This is a genomic window from Capnocytophaga sp. oral taxon 878, assembly GCF_002999135.1.
Taxonomy (GTDB): Bacteria; Bacteroidota; Bacteroidia; order Flavobacteriales; family Flavobacteriaceae; genus Capnocytophaga.
This window is the reverse complement of sequence record NZ_CP027229.1, coordinates 2,089,662-2,111,484: the sequence shown is the minus strand read 5'-3', so window position 1 is coordinate 2,111,484 and position 21,823 is coordinate 2,089,662. Positions and strand designations below refer to the sequence as shown.

The following is a 21,823-nucleotide window of genomic DNA, read 5'->3' as shown; positions in this document are numbered from 1 at the left end:
ACCTTTGCAGCAGGTATATTATCTTTGCTTGATAGTTTCTGTAAGAATGATAACAGGGCTGCTTTTGTTTAATAACCTGAAAATCAACATTTAATTAACAGTTTCTATTTAAAATAAGAATAAAATAGACTACTATCTTTATTTTCATTTGGAAGTGTAAAAAAACTGTTGTACTTTTGCCTCGTAAAGACACGAAAAACAAATAATATAATGGCAACAACGAATAACAACCCTTCATCTACTAAGAAGAACAGATGGTTTCGCTTTCTGATTCCATCGTTAGTAGGGATACTGATAGGGCTTGGGGGATATATATTTTATATCTCTAAAGCACATTCCTATCTAAGTGATGATCCTAAAGCGTGTGTGAACTGCCATATTATGGAACCAGAGTATGCTACTTGGTTTCACTCGTCTCATGGGCGAAATACTGTATGTAACGACTGCCACGTGCCTCACGACAACGTGTTGCGTAAGTACTATTTCAAAGCCACTGACGGGCTTCGACACGCTACTATGTTCACCTTACGTATGGAACCTCAAGTGATTAAAATACACGCTCCAGGACAAAAGGTGGTACAAGAAAACTGTATACGCTGCCATAGCACCCTTGTAAGCGAAGTGCGAGCAGGTAAAGTTACTGCTGAAATGGCACACGCCGATAATGGTAGGCTATGCTGGGACTGCCACCGCGATGTACCTCACAGCCGTGTGAGAGGGCTTAATGCGGCTCCTCATTCGCCTGTGCCTATTGTGGACAATATGCCGAGCAACACTCCCGATTGGCTTGACAAAATGGTGAAAAACAGAGAAAAATCAAATAATTAAAAAAAAACGAAATATAATTTATACAGCGATGAAAAAGAAACATTGGTTAATTGCAGGTTTATTAGCAGTGGTTACCTTTTTATTAGGTCTATTGGCTAATTCAATAATGAATAGATCTACAGAAGCTCAGTTTATCGCAAGAGGCGGTAATAACCTCCCCGATCAGGAATGCAAAAACGAGCTCTTTGAACCGTTCTATCCTCGTGAATACGCTTCGTGGGCAGCAACTGCCGACACTACATTCCGCTCTAGGTATATGAGCAGTCAAGATGATGATTTGCTCGCTTTGCGCCCCGAAATGGTAATCCTTTGGGCTGGTTATGCTTTCTCTAAGGGATACAACGCTCCTCGCGGACACATGCACGCTATTGAGGATGTTACCAAAATTCTCCGTACTGGTGCGCCTACCGATTCTACCCACTCTCCTCAACCAGGTACTTGCTGGACTTGTAAAAGCCCTGATGTGCCTCGCCTTATGAAAGAAGTAGGTGCTGAAACTTACTATAGTGCTCCTTGGGATCAATGGGGTAGCCAAATCGTAAACCCTATCGGTTGTGCTACTTGCCACGATACTAAAACTATGAAATTGCAAGTAAGTCAATTGGCTTTACAAGAAGCCTTCAAACGTCAAGGTCGCGATATCAATAAAGCTACTCATCAAGAGATGCGTTCTCTCGTCTGTGCGCAATGCCACATAGAGTACTACTTCAAAGGTGATAAAAAATATCTTACTTTCCCTTGGGATAAAGGTATGACTGTTGAAAAGATGGAAGAGTACTACGATGCAGAAGGTTGGACTGACTATGTACACCCACTTAGCCGTACTCCTATCCTCAAAGCACAACACCCCGACTATGAACTTTCTCAACTCGGTATTCACGGACAACGTGGCGTTTCTTGTGCCGATTGCCATATGCCTTACAAAACTGATGGCGCTGTGAAATTTACTGATCACCAAATCAGCAGTCCATTGCGTAACGTGTCTGCAAGTTGCCAAACTTGTCACCGCCAAAGTGAAGAAGAATTGGTGAAAAACGTATACGATCGCCAAGATGCTGTATATGGTATGCGTATGAAACTCGAAAAACAATTAGCAAAAGTACACTTCAAAGCTAAATTCTTGTGGGATAACGGTGCTACTGAAGAACAAATGAAACCTACTTTGGCACTTATCCGCAAATCACAATGGCGTTGGGATATGGTACACTCTTCACACGGTGCCGCTTTCCACGCTCCTATCGAATCTGAACGCCTCCTTAGCGATGGTCTTATCTATGCTTATCAAGCTGAAAATAATTTAGATGTGCTTAAAGAAAAACTAAACATCAAAACAGCTTTCGTAATGCCTGATATCAGCACTAAAGCTAAAGCTCAAAAAGAAATTGGTCTAGATATCCCTAAAGAAGAAGCTGCTAAGAAAAAATTCTTAGAAACTATCGTTCCTAAATGGATTAAAGAGGCTAAAGAAAAAGGTCGCTTAGTAACACAAAAATAAACGAGCCGCATAGGCAAGTGCGAGTCGTATAGGCTATAATAAACTTTGCCAGAGTTTTAGAACTTTGGCAAAGTTTATACTTTTAATTTTAAACTTTTCACTAACAAATGAAGCAATATCCTTTTTCTATACTTGTATCGTGTATATCGCTTGTTATAGGCTTTATACTGCAAGTTAGTTTGGGAAGTATCAGTAAGAGCTGGTTTACTTTCCCATATAATATTATCGGTGGTTTTGTATTTGTAGTACTTATCACTGCTGTGTATTTTTTGTTTAGGAAATCGGCTTTTATAAGCAGGTTTTCATCGGCTCCGTTTGCTATAGTTACTGTTGTAACCCTTGGGTTACTTACTATAGGGTTGGGCAGTATTAATGTAAATGCTGAGGAGGTAGCTCATAGTTTCATAGGTAAACTTGGGCTAGATGATATTACTAAAACGTGGTATTTTGGTGTTATTTTCGTGTTGGCATTGATGAATCTTTGGTTTGCTATACTAAAGCGTTCGTTGGTGTATGAGGCTAAGAATATTCCATTCCTTTTGAACCACTTTGGCTTATGGCTTGTTATGTTTGCCGGAGTATTGGGACAAGGTGATTTGGTTCGGCTAAAAATGAACCTTTACAAGGATAAGCCTGAATGGCGTGCTTATACTGATGATAACAAGATGGCTGAACTGCCTATAGCTTTGGAGCTTAAGGAGTTCAGTATAGATATTTATCCTAATAAACTTTTTGTAATAGATACTAGTGGTACAGCTTTACCTAAAGAGAAACCACAGGGTTTTATGCTGGAGAAAGAGGGTGATAATGCAACTTTGTTACATTGGAAAATTACGCTTCATCAGTATCTTGAGAAGGCTATTCCTGATACGGATAGTACTTATACCCATCACCTTATGTGGGGGGCTACTAATGCTGCTAAGGTAACGATAGAGGATCTTCGTACTCATACTAAGAAAACGGATTGGATTTCGGCAGGGAACTTCCAGTTGTCGCCTCGAGCTATTCATTTAGACGATATGCATACGCTGGTAATGGCACCGCCTGAGGCGCGCAAATTCCAGTCGCAGGTACGTATTTATGAGAAAGGTAAGGAAGGTGTTTTGGAAGAGAAGATAGAGGTAAATCACCCTATTACGGTAGATGGCTGGCGTATATATCAGCTTAGTTATGATGAGCGTATGGGGCGATGGTCGGAGTTGAGTGTTATTGAGCTTATATCAGACCCTTGGTTACCGGTAGTGTATGTGGGTATTTTCTTACTGCTATTGGGTGGTGTAGCCTTTTTATTTCAGGCTAAAGACAAGAAAGAACAAACTTCTAATTCTTAACTTATAATATTATGTGGCATTATTTTGATTTAGTAACTTATATAACAGTAGCATTGTGGGTGCTTTCGGGTTCGCTTATTTACAGCAAGAGCAAGGGCTTAAGGGCTGTGAGTATAGCTTCACACATAGTAGCTACGCTTACCATAGGTGGCTTTATAGCTGCGCTTTGGCATAGTTTGGAGCGTCCGCCTTTGCGTACATTGGCAGAGACGCGTATATGGTATTCATTCTTTATGGGCTTGATAGGTTATGCTATCTATCTGCTTTATAGGCATAAATGGATACTTAGTTATTCGGCGGTGATGGGGATTGTGTTTGTGGTGCTTACTTATACGCATCCTGATACGATGAATAAGGCGCTGATGCCTGCCCTACAGAGTGTGTGGTTTATCCCTCACGTTATTGTGTATATTTTTGCGTATGCGATGCTTGGGATGTCTTCGCTTACTGCTTTTTATGGTATTTATAGATATAAAAAGGGACTGGAGGTGCGCTCGGTATTTGCGGTTACTGACCAGCTTATAAAAGTGGGATATGTGTTTCTTACTTTTGGATTGCTTTTTGGGGCTCTTTGGGCTAAAGAGGCTTGGGGGCATTACTGGACGTGGGACCCTAAGGAAACGTGGGCTTTTATTACGTGGCTGGGGTACTTGGTGTATTTGCATCATAAATACAATCATCGTGAGAGCAAACCTTTGCAGAGCTTTATAATTGTAGGAGTGTCGTTTATTTTATTGTTGATTTGTTGGTTTGGCGTGAATTACTTGCCAACAGCGCAAATGAGCGTGCATACTTACTCGGGATAATTGTTGGGTTGGCAATTTGGCCAACTTGTATATTAATAGGTAACTAACAGTGAGAAAGGCTGTTGGTTACCTATTTTTTTTGGCTAATAGATAAGAGATAAGGTGGGGAGAGGTGATGAGGAAAATGTGGTTTTTTGGGGATTTTGTTGCGAATTCTGCAATAGGAGAGTAAGGGGGTGATACGGCTGATAATCAGTGGTGTGGCGTTTATCCTTCGTTTATAGTTCGTTTATCCTTCGTTATAGGTTCGTTTATCCTAAGGGATTGCTGGGGGGTGGTTGGGGGAAGAGCGAACTTGAAGTGGGTTGATTATTAAGGGATTGTATTTTCTGCCAAAAAAGAAAATAAGTGGTGCTTGGCTTTGAAATATTGGCAATAAAAATGGAAAAAAGATGAATTTTTGGCAATGAGTTTTATGAGGTGGGGTGCTGGGGTGTGGGGGAAAATGCTGTGACTTTGGGGGTGGTGAGTTGCTAATTGTTAATTATTGACTATCTTTGCGGCATTGATTATTAAAAGGGTATATGCTTCATAGGATTAATCTTGAGAATATATTGTTTCTTGATATAGAGACGGTGCCACAACACGAGTTATATGCTGAGCTAACGGAGGAGGAGCAGGGGTTGTGGGAGGAAAAGACGCGTTATTTGCGCAAGGATGAGTATAGTGCTGAGGAGTATTATGAGCGGGCTGGGATATGGGCTGAATTTGGCAAGATAGTGTGCATATCGGTGGGTTATTTTTCATTCAGGCACCAACAGCGTACCTTTAGGGTGCGTTCGTTTGTGGGAGAGGAAAGGAGACTACTGATGGACTTCGTGCGTTTGGTAGAGGAGCATTTTTCACGTCCGAATCATTTGTTATGTGCGCATAATGGTAAGGAGTTTGATTTTCCGTATTTGTTACGGCGGATGATTATTAATCGTATTGCGATCCCTCAGAAGTTGCAGTTTTTTGGTAAGAAGCCTTGGGAGGTTCCGCATTTGGATACGTTGGAGTTGTGGAAATTTGGGGATTACAAGCATTATACATCGTTAAAACTTTTGGCTTACACGCTTGGGGTGCCATCGCCTAAAGATGATATTGATGGTAGTGAGGTGCGTGATGTGTACTATGAGGAGGGGGATGTAGATCGTATAGCTGTATATTGTGAGAAAGATACTATTACAGTGGCGCAGTTGGTGCTGCGTTTTAGGAATGAACCACTGCTGGAGGAGGATGAAATTTTGATAATAGGGGATAGGAATTAGGGTGATGAGGTAAAGTGTTAAAAATGTTAATTTTTATTTGTTAATTATTAATTGTTTTGTATCTTTGCCCAATATTAAACTCCCTACACAATGAAAGAAGCGTTAGAACAAGAATTAATTGATTTAGCCACCGGAATTATTGCTAACAGAGGTAACTTAGACCTTGAAGCCTTAGGCAAAGAAGCACAACGAATAGTTGAGAAAATTACTATTCTAAACTTTGTGGAGAAATACTACCAGACGATGCGAGCTTCGGAAGAGCGAGTGATGTATGCTATGCGCAAAGTAGCTCTTTTTATCAATGAGAATAAAGAAGATATTTTAAATTTGGGTGAAGCTGTTGAGGCGAAGCCGCTGCCTTCATTAGAACCTAAGAAGGAAGAGACTGAAAAGCCAGCTTTTGTAGCTATGGAGCCACAACCGGTAGTAGCGGCAAAGGAAGAGCCTGCTGCTGAGACAGAGCCAGAACCTGCTTTTGTAGCTATGGAGCCAAAGCCTATAGTGGCATCGGAACCAGAACCTATTATTACTGATATTTTGGTGGATGCAGAGCCTATAACAGCAGCTGCAGAACCCGCACCTGAGCCAATACATGCAGGAGAGCCAGTGCATACACATACGCCTGAGCCAATACACGTAAGTGAGCCGGTGCATACACATACGCCTGAACCAATACACGCAGCAGAGCCGGTGCATACACATACGCCTGAACCAATACACGCAGCAGAGCCGGTGCATACACATACGCCTGAGCCAGTACACGTAGCAGAGCCAGTGCATACACATACACCTGAACCAATACACGTAGTAGAGCCAGTGCATGTATCAGAACCTGTACACGCTCCTGCTCCTGAACCTGCTTCAGTTGAAAATAATCAAGATGTTATTGCAACTACGGAGGATTGGAATGACTGGAATAATTGGCAAACTCACTTGAATGATGCACAGCAATATCCTGAAGAAGTGCCAGCAGAAGCCCCTGTGCATACTCCTGAACCAGTACGTGTATCGGAGCCATTGCAAGAGGTAACAAGTATTAACACACAGCAACCAATGCGTGAGAGTACTTATACTGCTCCCGATTGGGCAGTATCAATAGAACAACCTATAAGACCAGTACAGCCAACGCAACCAGATCCTATAGCAACTCCGGAAGCAGTATCAACTCCAGAACCGGTACAGCAGCAGACAACACAAGAGCAAGAGATATTAAAACAAACGCCATCATTGGAAGAGTTTTTGGCAAAATCAAAGGCTGCTGCTTTTGATAAGAAAGATCCTGAAGAGCCAAAGCCAGTACAATCATTAAATGATCGTTTTAGTAAAGAAATGCAAATAGGGCTGAATGATAAGTTGGCTTTTATACAAAAATTGTTCTTTGGCAGTGAAAGTGAGTACAACCGAGTGCTAAAACACATAGAAGGGCTACATACTTTGGAAGAAGCTGTACAATACATTCAGCAACAAGTGAAGCCTACCTATACCAACTGGAAAGGTAAAGAAGAGTATGAAGAGCGTTTCTTACACTTTGTATTGCGCAAGTTTGAATAATGAGTAAGCTATACTTAATACCAACTCCTATAGGCAATTTGGAGGATATAACCTTACGAGCCCTTAGGTTGCTAAAGGAGGTAGATATGATATTGGCGGAAGACACCCGTACCAGTAGTAAGTTACTAAAACACTACGATATACACACCCCTATGCAAAGCTATCACCTTTTTAATGAACACAAGGTGGTAGAGGGATGGGTACAGCGCATAAAAGGAGGTACTACTGTAGCTTTGATTACTGATGCGGGTACGCCGGCTATATCAGACCCTGGTTTTTTGTTGGTACGAGCTTGTGTAGCAGAAGGAGTAGCTGTGGAATGCTTACCAGGAGCTACAGCTTTTGTGCCAGCCTTGGTGAGTAGTGGATTACCTAATGACCGATTTGTATTTGAGGGGTTCTTGCCAGATAAGAAAGGACGACAAACTCGTTTACAGTTTTTGGCAGAAGAAGTGCGTAGTATGATTTTTTATGTGTCGCCGCATAAACTGCTTAAAACACTTACTGAGTTTATTACTGTTTTTGGAGGAGAACGTTCAGCAAGTTTGTCGAGAGAACTGACTAAGTTACATGAGGAGACCCAACGAGGTACGCTTGAAGAGCTTTTAGAGTATTATAAAGATAAGAATATAAAGGGAGAAATAGTTTTAATAGTATCAGGGAATAAATGAGATTGCTTCATATTGAGACATCGGGGATAAACTGCTCGGTAGCGATATCGGAAGGAGAGCGTATTATAGCTGAAAAATCGGAGAATAAGGGGAGTTTTACCCATTCTGAGAGTTTGCATTTATTTATAGAAGGGGTAGTAGCAGAAGCAGGAATATCTTTATCGGAATTAGATGCGATAGCTGTAAGTGCAGGGGCAGGCTCATATACTGGGTTACGCATAGGGGTAGCTACTGCTAAAGGACTCTGTTTTGCACTTGCTAAACCACTGATAGCTGTGCCTACGCTGCAAATTATTGCAAGCCAAGTAACCGATAGTGATTGTATTATTGCGATGCTTGACGCACGACGTATGGAAGTATATAGTGCTGTGTTTGACAGTAAGCACCATTTTGTACAACCTACAGAAGCTAAAATATTAGAATCCGAAAGCTACCAAGATGAACTAGAGAGAGGAAAAGTGACCTTTATAGGAGATGGAGTAGCTAAGTTTGCATCTATTTGCAAGCATCCTAATGCTGTATTTGTACTTGATGCTTATCCACAGGCTAAAGATATGTTGCCTTTTGCAGTAGCAAAATACAAGGTAGGAGCATTTGAGGATATAGCTTATTTTGAGCCTCAGTACTTGAAGTAGTAAATAAGTAAAGGGCTAATTATCAGAAGGGAATATGATAGATTTAGATTTTATCTAAAAATATTTGGTTAAAAATTTGGTAGATTAGAAAAAAGGTTGTAGTTTTGCAGCCGAAAAATAAAGATGGTGGTTTTAGCTCAGTTGGTTAGAGCGTCGGATTGTGGTTCCGAAGGTCGTGGGTTCGAGCCCCATATTCCACCCTATATTAGAACCTACCTTTGAATGGTTTCTATTAGACATATTTTTAAGATTTAAGATTTAATAAAGCAGCCTTACTAATTGTAGGGCTGCTTTTTATTTGCGTATGAGAACGAGAAGTATAAAGAAAAATGTAATAAACGTAGTAACCTTGGGTTGCTCTAAGAACGTGTATGACAGTGAAGTGCTAATGGGACAACTAAAGGCTGGAGGTAAAGAGGTTGTACACGAGAAAAAGGGGAACATAGTAGTGATTAATACTTGTGGATTTATTAATAACGCTAAAGAAGAGAGTATTAATACTATTTTGGACTATGTACAGCAGAAAGAAGCTGGCTTGGTAGATAAAGTATTTGTTATGGGGTGCCTCTCGGAACGTTATAAACCCGATTTGGAAAAAGAAATACCCGATGTAGACCAGTATTTTGGTACAAGTGAGCTTCCAGCCTTATTAAAAGTATTAGGAGCTGACTACAAACACGAACTGATAGGAGAAAGACTTACTACTACTCCTAAAAACTATGCTTACTTGAAGATATCGGAAGGATGTGACCGACCTTGTAGTTTTTGTGCTATCCCATTGATGCGAGGAGCACACATATCAACGCCTATAGAGGACTTGGTTACTGAAGCTGAGAAATTGGCAGCTAAAGGAGTAAAAGAACTTATACTTATAGCTCAAGATATTACCTATTACGGTTTGGATTTGTACAAAAAACGCGCTCTGGCTGACCTATTACGCGCTTTGGTGAAAGTAGAAGGTATAGAGTGGATACGCATACATTACGCTTTCCCTACAGGGTTTCCAATGGATGTGTTAGAGGTAATGAAAACGGAAAGTAAAATATGTAAGTATTTGGATATCCCATTGCAACACATTTCGGATAAAATACTTATTAGTATGAAGCGCGGTACTACTCAAGAAAAAACTACTAAACTACTTACCAAATTTAGAGAAGCGGTGCCTGAAATGGCCATACGCACTACCCTAATAGTAGGTTACCCAGGAGAGACTGAAGAAGACTTTAATGCCTTGAAAGACTTTGTAAAAGCAATGCGCTTTGATCGATTGGGGTGCTTTACTTATAGCCACGAAGAGAATACTACCGCCTACGAACTAGAAGATGATGTGCCTGAAGAGGTGAAACAAGCACGAGCTAATGAGATTATGGATATCCAATCGCAGATATCATGGGAACTAAACCAAGAGAAAGTGGGTAAGACCTTCCGTTGCCTTATAGATAGAAAAGAGGGTAATTACTTTGTAGGACGTACTGAATACGACTCGCCGGATGTGGATAATGAGGTGCTTATAGATGCTAAAAAACACTATGTAAAAATAGGTGATTTTGCTACTATAAAAATAACAGAAGCATCGGATTATGATTTGTACGGAGAACCTGTGAACAACTAAAACACTATATAATTTGCTAATTAACACATACTTGTTGATTAGCAAATTATTACTACTTTTGTAGGCTGAAAAACAAAACCTTAACATATTCGTGAAAAAACAAGTTCAGAAAACTATTCTTCTTATTATTGTCCTTGTAATTATAGCAGGGACTATTTTCTTCTTTTTCAACAAAAAACCTAATGAATATACAATTGTAAGCCCTACTGATACTACTGAAAAGGGCTATATAGGCTCGGCGTCTTGCAAGCAGTGCCATGCGAAAGAGTATGCTGAGTGGACTGTTTCTGACCACTATAAAGCTATGCAATTGGCTAATGAGCAAACAGTGCTTGGCAACTTTAATAACACTACTTATACGGCTGATGGTATTACCTCACGTTTCTACCGAAAGGATGGTAAATTTTATATCAATACGGAGAATGAGAAGGGTGAATATCAGGATTATGAGGTACTGTATACCTTTGGCTATTACCCTTTGCAACAATATATTACTGATTTTCCTGATGGTAAAAAACAGGTGTTTAGGCAAAGTTGGGATAGCCGTGAGCATAAGTGGTTTCACCAATATGCTGGAGAGCTTATTGCTCCTGATGATTACTTACATTGGACACAATCGGGACAGAATTGGAACCTGATGTGTGCTTCTTGCCATAGTACGAATCTGCAAAAGAATTTAAATGCCCATTCGGATTCATATCACACTACTTATAGCGAACTTACGGTGGGCTGTGAGGCTTGCCACGGAGGAGCTAAAGCCCACGTAGAAAGTGGTGGCAAGCAGGCTACCTTCGCTCTTTCGACCCAAAATGAGGAGCTGAATGCTTGTATGCCTTGCCATACGCGTAGGGGAGAAGTTACGCAGCATCATAGTATGGTAAGAGAGGTGATGGATGAATATATACCTGAGGTGCCTGTAACAGATCTTTATTTTGCTGATGGGCAAGTATTGGGTGAGAACTACAAATATTCGTCGTTTTTGCAAAGTAAAATGCATCAGCAGGGGGTGAGGTGTACTTCTTGCCACTCGGCACATACGGGCAAACTGAAAGCTGAAGGTAGCAAGGTGTGCTTACAATGTCACGCTCCTAAGTATGCTACCAGTGAGCATACTTTCCATAAGGGTAATGAGGCAGAAACGGATTGTAGGGTTTGCCATTTGCCTACTCGTACTTATATGGGTAATGATATTAGGCATGATCATAATTTTTATGTGCCACGCCCAGACCTATCGGTGGAGTATGGTACTCCTAATGCGTGTAATGCGTGTCATACTAACAAAAGCGCGCAGTGGGCGGCTAATGCTGTTGTGCAGTGGTATGGGAAGGAACGGGCGCCTCATTTTGCTGAAAACTTGCTGAAGGGGAGTAAGCAACAAGGGGAGTATAGTATTACTGCCTTGCGCAGCCTGCTGAACAGCAAAACGACTCCTGATATAATACGTGCGGCGGCGGTGTATTACCTTGGTAATATGCCTTCGGAGGCTTCTTTTGCCCTTATTAAAAAGGAACTGAGGGCGGCAGACCCCCAAACGCGTTATAGGGCTGTGATAGCTATAGCGGATTACCCTTTGGAGCAGTATGAGGCAGATTTATTGCCTTTGCTTACAGATAAAGTGAAGGCGGTACGTATGGTAACGGCTAATGCGTTGCTGACACATAGAGACCTTCAAACTTGTAATACTTATGCTGGTTTTGGACAGGCGCATAATGACTATAAGACCTTTGTGCTATCGCAGGCTGATTTTCCTTTGGGGAGTGCTACGGCAGGTGATTATTTTGTGAAGGTAAATGATAGGGATAATGCTATTCACTTTTATGAGCGTGCGCTTACAAAGGACAAAAACTTGAACTATATTAGGCTTAACCTTGCTACCCTTTACAACAGTAGGGGTGCTAATGAAAAGGCTGAGGCTGTGCTTAAAGAGGCGTTGCGATATGAGCCTAAAAATGCGCAAATACCGTACTTTTTGGCTTTGCTGTACAGTGAACAACAACGGTATGCTGAGGCTAAAACGGGTTTTGAGCAGGCGATGCGCTTGGGGATGAATGACGAATCGGTGAAGCGGAATTACCAGAATTTGCTACAACTGATGAAAACGCAACGATAGTAGAGGGGATTTTAGCATAAAGAAGACCGTTGGGCTGAGGCTTAACGGTCTTTTTTGTAATAGGTATTGAGGGGTGTGTGGTTTGATTATTTTATATGGGATACTTGGTTGTGAGGGTGTGCTGACTATCCTTCGTTTATAGTTCGTTTATCCTTCGTTATTCGTTCGTTCAGGTTATAGGCTGTATTTTTCTGTTTTAGGGTATAGATGGAGGGAGGGTGGGGTATTTTGTAATTGAAGTTTTTGTAGGCAAGGATGTATGTTATGCTTAGAGGGTGTATGTATAGAAAATGAAGGGGTTTAGGGGCTATACTTTTTTCAATTAGCTATTAAAGTTCTTTGGAAATAAATGGGTTATGGGTGTTGGGAAGGAGGAGTTAAAGCTATTGCTGCTTACTTGGCTAAACTTAAGTGGATAGATGGTTTAAAAGGGTATTCATCTCAATAAGAAGGCTGAGATGCTAATCTGTTATTTTGCTAATTGTAGTAGTTAGCGGGAAATGATCTGATAAGGGCAGATAGTGTGTTTTAAAACTATGTATTCTAAATTTTTTATCAACTAAAATAAAATCGATACGGAAAGGGAAGTAAGCAAAGTTAAATGTACGTCCAAAGCCTCTGCCTGCTTCCTGAAAGGCATCATTCAGTTTATTACCTCGTACTTGCCTATAGATATATGAGTAAGCGGTATTATTAAAATCGCCAGTTACAATTATTTTGTGCTTACATTGAGCTTGATGAGCCAAGAACAAGCTTACTTGTTCTTGTTGTTTTGCAAACCGCCTGCTTATATTTTCTACTAGTTCTTCTTTATCTTCTTCCCACAGATCTTCTTCTTTAGCACTTACATGCAATGATTCTAAGTGCATATTATATACCCGCACAGTATCATTATCAGTTAATATATCGGCATACATCGCATTATTAGCTGTTTTGGGAAACTGTAATGATCCCCAGTTCACAATCTTCTTTTTGCTAAAAATAGCTAGCCCTATCTTGTGTCGTTGTTGTTTTACTACTATTGCCTTATAGGGGTATCCTTTAGGGTAATAAAGGGGTGAATTATAAAATTCTTGTAGGAGTATAACATCTGCTGATTCATTAGCTATAAATGAAGTAATACGCTTATGCAAGTCTTCATCAGGATGCCAATGGTAATGGTTAAATAGTCGTACATTAAAGGATAGCAGTTTTAAGCTATTTGCTTTTACCTCCTCATTCCTACCGAAGGGTTGTACCCATAGCCCTACCAATCCCAGTCCCAAGCATAGTGCTACCCCCGATATAAGCACCAGCTGTCGTCGGCGTATCAACCAGTAAATAGCAAATAAGCAGTTAATAAGCAGCAATATAGGTGTTAACAGTCCCAACACCGATAGGTAACCAAAGTGTTTAGGCGGCAAGTAAGGCACCAAGTAGCTTAGTAGCAAAAGCATTGCCACTACATAATTACTATAACGCCCTATTTTTGATAGTTTCTTCTTCAATTTATCCTCCTATGGACAACTAATCTTTATCTCTTGAAATCTGAAATCTAATATAAGTTATCGGTTTCCCTTGTTCTAAGTAAAACTGCTCATAAAATGTCTTAATTTCAGTCACTTCTGTCGGTACGCCATCGCTGTTATATATGTTGTGATTAGCATAAAGTACCTTATGTTTTGCCCCGTGTAATAATCCCAAAGTATAGCCGTGCATAAACTCGCTATCTGTTTTAAGGTGGATATATCCCTCAGGCTTCAAAATATGAGCATACCGTTCCAAAAAGCTTTCATTAGTAAGGCGGTGCTTGGTGCGTTTATATTTTATTTGAGGGTCAGGGAAGGTTATCCATATTTCGCTCACTTCATCAGGGGCGAAACATTTTTCTATCAGTTCTATTTGCGCACGTAAGAAAGCTACGTTATTTATATCTCCTTCCAAAGCCGTTTTAGCTCCTCTCCAAAAGCGCGCTCCTTTTATATCTATTCCAATAAAATTCTTCTCTGGGTGCCGTTTAGCCAACCCTACCGAATATTCTCCCTTACCACATCCTAATTCCAGTACTATAGGGTGGTCATTCTTAAAATAAAGCTCATTCCAATGCCCTTTATAGGCAAAAGCATCTGTTAATAGTTCTTCGCGCAATGGCTGAATTACATTGGCAAAGGTCTTATTCTCTTCAAAACGTTTTAGTTTATTTTTACTTCCCATAAAATTATTAGCAAATTAGTAAAAGTCCTCATCACCTCGCTCTCGCTCTTTCTTATCGGTTCAATTTAATCCGAGACGAGGCTATTACCGAGGCTATTACACCCAGTATAATAATAGTAGCCAGCACTATACCTACATTCATAAAGGTAATAGCCACTGGGTAAGGCAAAGTAGGGCTTATCATTACAAACGAATAGTGTTGTTGCAGTAGTATGATTATCGTTCCTATAGCCACACCTATAACCGCTCCTATAACCGATGCCATAGTACCTTGCCAGAAGAATATCTGTCGCATTTGTCTTTGGTTCATCCCAAGGGCATACAGCGTTTGCAAATCTTCTTTCTTATCCAAAATCATCATTATAATAGCCCCTACAAGGTTAAAAAAGGCAATGATAAGCACCAAAATAAAGATCAGATATACAGCTATGTTTTCAGTATTCAGCATCCGGTACAGGGCATCGTTCAGCTGAGCGCGGTTTTTCACTACCACAGGCTGCTTAAAGGCTGTGCTAAGCTCGGTCATCACCTCCTTTTCATTCGCTTGAGGTGCCAATTTCACCTCAATAGCCGATACTTCTTCCCCCGTTACTCCCATCAAAAACTGAGCCTCTTCCAAGGTCGAGAACACATATTTCTTATCCAAATCCTCCGTCAGCTGGTAAATACCCTCCACTACCGAGAAGGCCTGCCTATACGGCATTGGGTCATTCAAAATACTACCCTTCCCAGCCTTCGGTACCACTATCTGCAAGGGCGAACTCCTATTTAATAAGTTCAGTCCCAAATTATTAAATATCGTCGCTCCCACAATAACCCCTGGCGAATGCAGCTTCCAATCCCCTATTATCAAGATACTATCTACGGCATTCACTTGCGGGTAATGCGCATCCACCCCCTTTATATAAGCAATATGGTTTTTCTGTGCGTGGGTCAAAAATACTTGTTCCTCAAGTACTTTGCTGTAGTGGGCTATCCCTTTTATTTGCCTCAGCCGCAACGTATCTTCAGCCCCTACCCCAAGGTACTTCCCTTCTTTAGGGAAAACCTTTAAATCTGGGTCAAATGTCGATGAAAAAGAAAGCGTGAAGTTCTTAAGCCCAGCAAATCCCGCCAATACAATAAAAAGAGCAGCAGTACCCAGCACCACCACAAAGGCCGTAACCCTATTGATGATGTTGATAACATTCTGCGAGCTCTTAGCAAAAATATACCTACGAGCTATGTAAAAAACCGACTTCACTGCTCCCTAAGTCATTTTCCGTTTGTACAATAAGGCGCGGTTCTCAATCGGGTTATCCTCCTCTTTTAATGATTTTTCAATCCCCTCTATATACTGCAATGAGTCATCTATATAGAAAAACAATTCCGGCATACGCCTAAACTGATGCTTCGTAATTTGCGACAACTCATGTTTAATAATAGGGCTATTAGCAGTCACACCCTTAAGCACAGCCGCCGCCTCACTCTCAGGAAATACACTAAGGTACACCTTAGCTACCGATAGGTCTACCGTTATATTCACCTTAGTTACCGATATCAGCAGGTTACGCCCTCCAGCATCCTGAATAGAGCGAAGCAATACCTTGGCCAATTCCTCCTGAATGATACCCGCTATTTTCTTTTGTCTGTTATTTTCCAATGCAATAATTATTATATTCCGACTGCAAAAGTACAAAATAATTTCCAATAAGCAATTACCCTACCATAACATTCCCCCCAAACGCCTTCCAACCACCCTCTATCCCGAACGAACGAATAACGAAGGATAAACGAACTATAAACGAAGGATAGTTAGCCAGCAGGCACAGCTCAGTATGCCGCCAAGGATAGTCTCCTTCTCATCACTTCCCTCCCCCTCTCATATCTCCCTCAAAAAAAACTTCCCGAAAAATTTGGAAAATATTTTTATAAGTATTACTTTTGGCGCGAAAATAAAGCTAAACAAATTCTTAAAATATGTAATAACAATACCCCCAACCTCACCTCTTTACCAAATCTAACAAGGTGTTTCTCCTCAAAAACTAATAAATAACAAGCAAATTAACCTACTTATGAAAAAGAATCTCTTTTTAATCTGCCTTCTAATTTTTAGCAAAGCTTTTTCTCAAACCTTGTTAGAAACAGACACCAAAGGAATGAATATCACATTTAATATTCCCAAATCTTTTCAGTTCTCCAATAATACAACCACCATATATCCAGCCGAGATAACAGAAAAGAATCCCTTACCCTCTTTGGCACAAATTTATGGAATCGAGATCGATGCAAACGATGTATTTATCAACTCCCTTTGGGGAATGATTACCTCAGTAGCCTATAACAAGGATAAGGACTATTATGTTTTTATCAAAACTTTTCAAAGCTCTAATGATAGAAACGGAGTAAGTGTAAAAACTCTTGCCAATTGCCTCTCCTCTCAAGAGATTTTATGGTTAGAAACCCTTCCTTTTGATGCTATAAAACAAAAATTCCGTTATGGCATCCCATTTAGTGGAGCGACAGAATATGAAGCCTATGAGTTATACCAAATGCTTCATTTCTTCGACAAAAAAGAAGCTAAAAACTTCTTTAATGGCGAAATAATGTTCAGCTTCCCCGTCAATTTAAAAGGACAAAAATACAAGGAAAAATACGCCCATTCCAAAGCCGTAGTACTCCAAAAAGGAGGCAAAATAATCTATTTGTATTTTATGATGACCAACGACAATTTCTGTAACTTCAATACCTTCCTTAATGACTTTAGCAAAGTATTTTGGTTCAATAACTAATATCCTTTTATGAAAAAATATAAAGAAGTGCTTAATACTAGGAGTATTATATTACATTTAACATCTCTTCTTTCAAAAGCAGGAGGTATCTCTTCTATTTGTCCATTCTCATTTATCTTCTTATGCACATGAAATAGGTCATGTTTTAGGACTTCCACACACTTTCTTAAATGAGGGTAAAAATTATCAGCAATTAGCAAGGGACGCAGAAATATATGCAAGGAAAAGAAAAGAAATAACTGATAAAATAAGAAATTTCATTAAAGATGCTATTAATATGAGATCTCCAAATATAGATAAAATAAAAAGTGAAAATGAAGCTGAGTTTATTGAAGCTGAAACACAAAGAAAAAAATGGGAAATAATAGCAAAAGACTATAGAAAAATACAAAAATATGATATTTATAAATTTATACAGAAGGAAACAAGTAATATAATGGATTATGATCACAATGATCAGAAGTTTTTTAATAAATATCAGATTGATATAATGCAAAGTGAAACTAAGAAATATTATGCCAAAAAATAAATTATTATATCTGTTTTTTTTTACCTTTTGTGCTTGCAAACCTATAATATATAGGTTGCCTCCTGAATATGTAATTATTATAGATAGGAAAGCTACAGGGTATGATATAAGTGTAGATCATTTTGTTAGAGATTATTATTTTAATAGCAACGGAAAATTCCTACGTGTAAATGATACAATAGTACCTTCTAACTATCATATATATAAATGGTTTTATATAGATAATAAAAGAATTGAACTTGAATGTATTAAAATCATAAATGGATATTTAGAAGGCATATATACAATAAATCCAGATATGCCTTTAAAAGAAATCTATTATAAGAAAAGTAAAATGGCGGGAAAATATATAGTATATAATACAGATAGACAAATATTATATCGGACATATTTTACAAATGGGAATGGTTATTGGAAGGATTATTACTATAAAGAAGGTAAAATAAGAGAAGAAGGAAAAGTTGTGAACCACTATAAATACGGCGAATGGAAATATTATAATGAAAATGGAAAAATAGATAGCATTAAAGCATACCAATTAAGCGATTCCATAGATGTTCGATTTCCTCATTGTTTATTTAATAAAAATGAACCTTGCTATTGAGAGAATATGGTTATCCAGTTCAAAGTCAAGCTGATATCTTTTTTTAATAAAACCACTAATAAATATTTATACAATGAAAAAAATCATCTTCACCCTACTGCTTAGTATGAGCCTCTCATCAATCGCCCAAAACACCAAAGATGAAGGCACTAAATTCTTAAAAACTTTTTATACAAAGTACATCAATGAAAGCTTTAAAAACAATGAGATGGACTCCTATCTATCCGATTGTTTTAATCAAAAATACCCACTATTGTCCGAAATGTTAGGCGTCGATGTCATTGTTCGCGCCCAAGATGTAACCCCCCAAATGCTCACAAATTTACAGGTCACACCTATCAAAAACAAATGGTATAAAGTCTCTTATCTCACCAATTACAACAATAAAAAAGAGCGAACCAACATATACGTTAAGCTCAATAATAACAAAATAACAGACATCTATCCTTGGCATATAGATACCGATGTTATCGATGCCCAACCAGCTCCCCCTGCCAAAATAGCCAATACCAATGCGCTTACTTTTGTGAAAACCTTCTATGAAAACTATTTAAATGCTTATTTTGATTGCCCTAATCAGGCACAAAAAACCTTAAAAGCTATGCAGCAAAAGTACTGTACCCAAAAGTTTATCAATAAAATAGCCTCCTTAAAAAAGTACAGAAAAGAGGATAGTAATGAGTACTATTATGACCCTCTTATTGATAATTCCTACTTTGATAAGTCTTTCCTTAAATCAGTTACTATAACTCAAGCATCAGGAAAGATAATCTTTCAATACACAAACGCTTGCAATATCAAAATCCAACTACATATCCATACCCAAAAGTCAAAAGACAACACATTCCTAATTGATGATGTTTCAATCCAATAACCAGCACCCCCTACCACAGCATATATTTGTAAGGTAAATAGTTATTAAAAAAAATAGTATGAACACATTTTTCAAACTCACTATATTGCTTCTATTTTGTAATACTTGGGCACAACAGCAGTCTCCCCAATGGTCTGAAAGTTTAGAAGATAATCAGCAACAAATAATAAGCAAGGCAGCACACACTTCCGATGTGTATGATCTTTCTGCCGAAACTCTTACCGACGAGAATGGCAAGGTATATTACTTTCAGTTCTCACCTATTTATCAAAAAAAAGGTTACACTACTCTATTGTCAAAGTATGATAATGTAGTTTTTCTTTTGAAAATGAAAAAGCCCTTAGATGCTGTATGGGTACTAAAAAACAACAGCCTCTACTTGCAAGATTTCACCTGTTTCAGAACCGGCACCGATGAGGCGTACCAATCACAAAAAGCAGCAATGCTCACCGATTTAGAACCCTTCTTTGAGGCTAAAAAAGACAGCAAAGGGCATATAAAAGCCCAATTTCTTACAGGCCAAATGCACTTATACGCACAACAGCCCAATCAAGTAAGTCCCCAAGCCCAACAGCAGTATTTTGTTGCCCACTTCAAAAAAGGCAAACTCCTAAAAATGGAAGAAACCGATAACTATTGGAACCCTAAAAAGTAGTATTCAATACCCTATAAGCACTCTTTAAAAAGTGTGTAGAATTTCTGAAGTAGTAAAATATAAAAAGTAATCTAAGATGAAGCAGTTATTATTATTATTTTGTTTTTTTGTAGCTTTTACGGCTACAGGCTTTAGCCAAACAGCTTTGCAGCAATACTTACAGGAAGCCAATATAAGCTTTAATCCTCCTCAGTATCTTGTGTTTTCACAAAATGAAAAGTCTGTTTATCCTAATCCTATCGACACAAGCAAACCAGCTTCAAAAGATAATCCTTTTCCAACAATGGCACAATCCTATGGAATGGAATTAGCCTCGGGCGATACCTATCTCAATGCACTTTTATGGATGGTAACCTCAATAGTCGAATCCAAAAAAGATGATTATTGTGTGCTTGTTCAAACACCCGCTATTAATATTAAAAAAATACCCAGATATTCTCTTCCAGGTATAAATAATTGCTCCGAAGAAGAAAAGTATATTTTAAATAATATGTCCTTTGATGGGGTCAAATTTAAATTTAGATATGGCAAACCTTTTGAAAAGGCAACTTTAGCTGAATCTCTTGAACTGATGGAAATGGTACACTTTTACCCTAAAGAAAAAGCAAAAGAATTGTTTAACGCCAATGTTTTAGCTACTTTTCCAATAAATATGAGGGGTACAGCTTATAAAGGCAAGTACAATCGAGTGAAATGCGTTGAAATTAGCAAAGAACAATCCTTTATAAACTTATACTTTATGATGACTGACGAGAATTACAGAAAGTTCGATACATTCTTAGAGGATTTTAAGAAAGTATTTTGGTTCAATAACTAATATCCTTTTTTCATAAAACCACTAATAAATATTTATACAATGAAAAAATCATCTTTACCCTACTGTTTAGTATAAGCCTCTCATCAATCGCCCAAAACACCAAAGGAGAAGGCACTACATTCTTAAAAACTTTTTATACAAAATGAAGGATTACAACTCTATTTTTTTGAAAATCCATTTAAGATAAACGCTCAAGGGAAAATGGAAAGAAATAACATAACTGATAACATAATGGATTATAGCAGTATCCAATATTGTTTCTATGAATATCAATTTGAGGTTATAAAAAAAATATATAATGAATTCAAACATATATAGATGTAAATTTTTATTTATTTTTTTTGTATGTGTAACATTATTGTCTTGTGGAGAAAAAATAATTTATGATAAACTTTTAAATGTATTAAAAATACAAGAAGATGTAGACTATAAAATTAAAAAGAAGAAAACAGGTATTTTTTCTTATCCAAAATTTGGCTTCTCTTTTTCTTTAAAGAAAGGAAAATTTAATGGTCCTTTTAAAATTATCACACAAAATAATGATACCATTTTGTATATTAATTTTGTAAATGATAAAATTAATGGATATTATCAATTTATAGATTATAGACAAAAAATAATGTATCCTTATAACTTTATTTTCACTACAAAGTATAATAAATTTATTAAATTCTATGGTAAAGGCTATGTAAATTCAGAAGAAAAAAGGGAAGGCTATTGGATAGAACCATTAGGAAGAGGGTCATATATAAGTGGTAAAAAAGAAGGATATTGGGAAGAATGGGATATTGAAGGCTATATTTTAAAAAAAGGAATGTATGTAAATAACCAAAAAGAAAAATTATGGAAAGAAGATATTCCCTTTTTCAATATTTACACAGAAGGTATCTATATAAATAACAAAAAAGAGGGTATATGGATAGAAAGAGATAAGGATACCACTTATAAATTGGAATTACTTTATTTAAATGATAGAATAAAAGACACTTTAAATAAGATTCTTCCTTATCCCTGAAATAGGTGAAGAGGTATTGGTAGATTTTGAGGGTGGTAATGCAGAGCGTCCTTTTGTGCTGGGGGCACATTCCTAA

The 21,823-nt window shown here is 38.3% G+C and carries 21 protein-coding genes, 1 tRNA gene and 1 pseudogene; 19 read left to right on the top strand and 4 right to left on the bottom strand.

Annotated elements, in window-relative coordinates; all coding sequences use genetic code 11:
* Positions 1-210 precede the first annotated feature (210 nt).
* The 11 genes from nrfH (at position 211) to C4H12_RS09415 (ending at position 12,289) form a co-directional block, all read left to right on the top strand.
* Positions 211-828, top strand: a complete 618-nt coding sequence (gene nrfH, locus C4H12_RS09465; protein WP_106098700.1) for a cytochrome c nitrite reductase small subunit — start codon at positions 211-213, stop codon at positions 826-828.
* Between the two features lie 28 nt (positions 829-856).
* Entirely contained in the window at positions 857-2,323 is a 1,467-nt protein-coding gene (gene nrfA, locus C4H12_RS09460) for an ammonia-forming cytochrome c nitrite reductase (protein ID WP_106098699.1), read from the top strand.
* 107 nt (positions 2,324-2,430) lie between these two features.
* Entirely contained in the window at positions 2,431-3,654 is a 1,224-nt protein-coding gene (locus tag C4H12_RS09455; RefSeq protein WP_106098698.1) for a cytochrome c biogenesis protein ResB, read from the top strand.
* 11 nt (positions 3,655-3,665) lie between these two features.
* Positions 3,666-4,460, top strand: coding sequence for a cytochrome c biogenesis protein CcsA (gene ccsA / locus C4H12_RS09450; RefSeq protein ID WP_106098697.1), 795 nt, complete (start codon positions 3,666-3,668; stop codon positions 4,458-4,460).
* Positions 4,461-4,984: 524 nt separating this feature from the next.
* Positions 4,985-5,710: a 3'-5' exonuclease gene (locus tag C4H12_RS09445; protein ID WP_106098696.1), complete on the top strand. Its 726-nt coding sequence runs from the start codon at positions 4,985-4,987 to the stop codon at positions 5,708-5,710.
* 90 nt (positions 5,711-5,800) lie between these two features.
* Positions 5,801-7,261 (top strand): hypothetical protein, encoded by a 1,461-nt coding sequence (locus C4H12_RS09440; RefSeq protein WP_106098695.1) that lies wholly within the window; start codon positions 5,801-5,803, stop codon positions 7,259-7,261.
* Positions 7,261-7,932: a 16S rRNA (cytidine(1402)-2'-O)-methyltransferase gene (gene rsmI, locus C4H12_RS09435; RefSeq protein ID WP_106098694.1), complete on the top strand. Its 672-nt coding sequence runs from the start codon at positions 7,261-7,263 to the stop codon at positions 7,930-7,932. The genes C4H12_RS09440 and rsmI overlap by 1 nt, the downstream gene beginning before the upstream one ends.
* A complete protein-coding gene (gene tsaB / locus C4H12_RS09430) occupies positions 7,929-8,567 on the top strand; it encodes a tRNA (adenosine(37)-N6)-threonylcarbamoyltransferase complex dimerization subunit type 1 TsaB (protein WP_106098693.1) in 639 nt (212 codons plus the stop codon). The genes rsmI and tsaB overlap by 4 nt, the downstream gene beginning before the upstream one ends.
* Before the next feature lie 125 nt (positions 8,568-8,692).
* Positions 8,693-8,768, top strand: a tRNA-His gene (locus C4H12_RS09425).
* Positions 8,769-8,871: 103 nt separating this feature from the next.
* The gene (gene rimO, locus C4H12_RS09420; protein WP_106098692.1) at positions 8,872-10,179 is read left to right on the top strand and encodes a 30S ribosomal protein S12 methylthiotransferase RimO; all 1,308 of its coding nucleotides are present in this window, start codon (positions 8,872-8,874) and stop codon (positions 10,177-10,179) included.
* A gap of 91 nt (positions 10,180-10,270) precedes the next feature.
* Positions 10,271-12,289: a multiheme c-type cytochrome gene (locus tag C4H12_RS09415; protein WP_106098691.1), complete on the top strand. Its 2,019-nt coding sequence runs from the start codon at positions 10,271-10,273 to the stop codon at positions 12,287-12,289.
* A gap of 461 nt (positions 12,290-12,750) precedes the next feature.
* Here the strand turns inward: C4H12_RS09415 and C4H12_RS09410 are convergent, their stop codons facing one another.
* The 4 genes from C4H12_RS09410 to rbfA are packed head-to-tail and all read right to left on the bottom strand — an operon-like array spanning position 12,751 to position 16,124.
* Positions 12,751-13,776, bottom strand: a complete 1,026-nt coding sequence (locus C4H12_RS09410; protein ID WP_106098690.1) for an endonuclease/exonuclease/phosphatase family protein — start codon at positions 13,774-13,776, stop codon at positions 12,751-12,753.
* Positions 13,777-13,795: 19 nt separating this feature from the next.
* Positions 13,796-14,482 carry a tRNA (guanosine(46)-N7)-methyltransferase TrmB gene (trmB, locus tag C4H12_RS09405; protein ID WP_106098689.1) on the bottom strand — a complete coding sequence of 229 codons (687 nt, stop codon included), beginning with the start codon at positions 14,480-14,482 and terminating at the stop codon, positions 13,796-13,798.
* 52 nt (positions 14,483-14,534) lie between these two features.
* Positions 14,535-15,692, bottom strand: a complete 1,158-nt coding sequence (locus C4H12_RS09400; protein WP_106099466.1) for an ABC transporter permease — start codon at positions 15,690-15,692, stop codon at positions 14,535-14,537.
* A 39-nt stretch (positions 15,693-15,731) separates the two neighbouring features.
* Positions 15,732-16,124, bottom strand: a complete 393-nt coding sequence (gene rbfA, locus C4H12_RS09395) for a 30S ribosome-binding factor RbfA (RefSeq protein ID WP_106098688.1) — start codon at positions 16,122-16,124, stop codon at positions 15,732-15,734.
* A 496-nt stretch (positions 16,125-16,620) separates the two neighbouring features.
* On the opposite strand from rbfA, the gene C4H12_RS09390 reads away from it, so the two are divergent.
* The 8 genes and pseudogenes from C4H12_RS09390 to C4H12_RS13985 all read left to right on the top strand — a co-directional run.
* Complete coding sequence (locus C4H12_RS09390; protein WP_129588231.1) at positions 16,621-17,253, top strand: hypothetical protein; 633 nt, start codon at positions 16,621-16,623, stop codon at positions 17,251-17,253.
* A 277-nt stretch (positions 17,254-17,530) separates the two neighbouring features.
* Positions 17,531-17,782 (top strand): hypothetical protein, encoded by a 252-nt coding sequence (locus C4H12_RS09385; RefSeq protein ID WP_106098686.1) that lies wholly within the window; start codon positions 17,531-17,533, stop codon positions 17,780-17,782.
* Entirely contained in the window at positions 17,769-18,386 is a 618-nt protein-coding gene (locus C4H12_RS09380; RefSeq protein ID WP_106098685.1) for a toxin-antitoxin system YwqK family antitoxin, read from the top strand. The genes C4H12_RS09385 and C4H12_RS09380 overlap by 14 nt, the downstream gene beginning before the upstream one ends.
* 73 nt (positions 18,387-18,459) lie before the next feature.
* The gene (locus C4H12_RS09375) at positions 18,460-19,260 is read left to right on the top strand and encodes a DUF3828 domain-containing protein (protein ID WP_106098684.1); all 801 of its coding nucleotides are present in this window, start codon (positions 18,460-18,462) and stop codon (positions 19,258-19,260) included.
* A gap of 58 nt (positions 19,261-19,318) precedes the next feature.
* A complete protein-coding gene (locus tag C4H12_RS09370) occupies positions 19,319-19,915 on the top strand; it encodes a hypothetical protein (RefSeq protein ID WP_106098683.1) in 597 nt (198 codons plus the stop codon).
* A gap of 76 nt (positions 19,916-19,991) precedes the next feature.
* Complete coding sequence (locus C4H12_RS09365) at positions 19,992-20,732, top strand: hypothetical protein (RefSeq protein WP_106098682.1); 741 nt, start codon at positions 19,992-19,994, stop codon at positions 20,730-20,732.
* A 298-nt stretch (positions 20,733-21,030) separates the two neighbouring features.
* Positions 21,031-21,747, top strand: a complete 717-nt coding sequence (locus C4H12_RS09360) for a hypothetical protein (RefSeq protein WP_106098681.1) — start codon at positions 21,031-21,033, stop codon at positions 21,745-21,747.
* Positions 21,731-21,817: pseudogene (locus tag C4H12_RS13985) on the top strand (phage baseplate assembly protein V); the annotation flags it as partial. The gene C4H12_RS09360 and the pseudogene C4H12_RS13985, both read left to right, overlap by 17 nt.
* Positions 21,818-21,823: the final 6 nt, after the last annotated feature.

What these genes read in the sequence shown, in the direction of transcription:
- C4H12_RS09380 (WP_106098685.1), top strand. Translation starts at nt 17,769, where the DNA reads ATGCCAAAAAATAAATTATTATATCTGTTTTTTTTTACCTTTTGTGCT.
- nrfA (WP_106098699.1), top strand. Translation starts at nt 857, where the DNA reads ATGAAAAAGAAACATTGGTTAATTGCAGGTTTATTAGCAGTGGTTACC.
- C4H12_RS09360 (WP_106098681.1), top strand. Translation starts at nt 21,031, where the DNA reads ATGAATTCAAACATATATAGATGTAAATTTTTATTTATTTTTTTTGTA.
- tsaB (WP_106098693.1), top strand. Translation starts at nt 7,929, where the DNA reads ATGAGATTGCTTCATATTGAGACATCGGGGATAAACTGCTCGGTAGCG.
- C4H12_RS09370 (WP_106098683.1), top strand. Translation starts at nt 19,319, where the DNA reads ATGAACACATTTTTCAAACTCACTATATTGCTTCTATTTTGTAATACT.
- ccsA (WP_106098697.1), top strand. Translation starts at nt 3,666, where the DNA reads ATGTGGCATTATTTTGATTTAGTAACTTATATAACAGTAGCATTGTGG.
- C4H12_RS09440 (WP_106098695.1), top strand. Translation starts at nt 5,801, where the DNA reads ATGAAAGAAGCGTTAGAACAAGAATTAATTGATTTAGCCACCGGAATT.
- C4H12_RS09455 (WP_106098698.1), top strand. Translation starts at nt 2,431, where the DNA reads ATGAAGCAATATCCTTTTTCTATACTTGTATCGTGTATATCGCTTGTT.
- C4H12_RS09365 (WP_106098682.1), top strand. Translation starts at nt 19,992, where the DNA reads ATGAAGCAGTTATTATTATTATTTTGTTTTTTTGTAGCTTTTACGGCT.
- C4H12_RS09445 (WP_106098696.1), top strand. Translation starts at nt 4,985, where the DNA reads ATGCTTCATAGGATTAATCTTGAGAATATATTGTTTCTTGATATAGAG.
- C4H12_RS09390 (WP_129588231.1), top strand. Translation starts at nt 16,621, where the DNA reads ATGAATATCACATTTAATATTCCCAAATCTTTTCAGTTCTCCAATAAT.
- C4H12_RS09385 (WP_106098686.1), top strand. Translation starts at nt 17,531, where the DNA reads ATGAGATCTCCAAATATAGATAAAATAAAAAGTGAAAATGAAGCTGAG.
- rimO (WP_106098692.1), top strand. Translation starts at nt 8,872, where the DNA reads ATGAGAACGAGAAGTATAAAGAAAAATGTAATAAACGTAGTAACCTTG.
- C4H12_RS09375 (WP_106098684.1), top strand. Translation starts at nt 18,460, where the DNA reads ATGAAAAAAATCATCTTCACCCTACTGCTTAGTATGAGCCTCTCATCA.
- rsmI (WP_106098694.1), top strand. Translation starts at nt 7,261, where the DNA reads ATGAGTAAGCTATACTTAATACCAACTCCTATAGGCAATTTGGAGGAT.
- trmB (WP_106098689.1), bottom strand. Translation starts at nt 14,482, where the DNA reads ATGGGAAGTAAAAATAAACTAAAACGTTTTGAAGAGAATAAGACCTTT.
- nrfH (WP_106098700.1), top strand. Translation starts at nt 211, where the DNA reads ATGGCAACAACGAATAACAACCCTTCATCTACTAAGAAGAACAGATGG.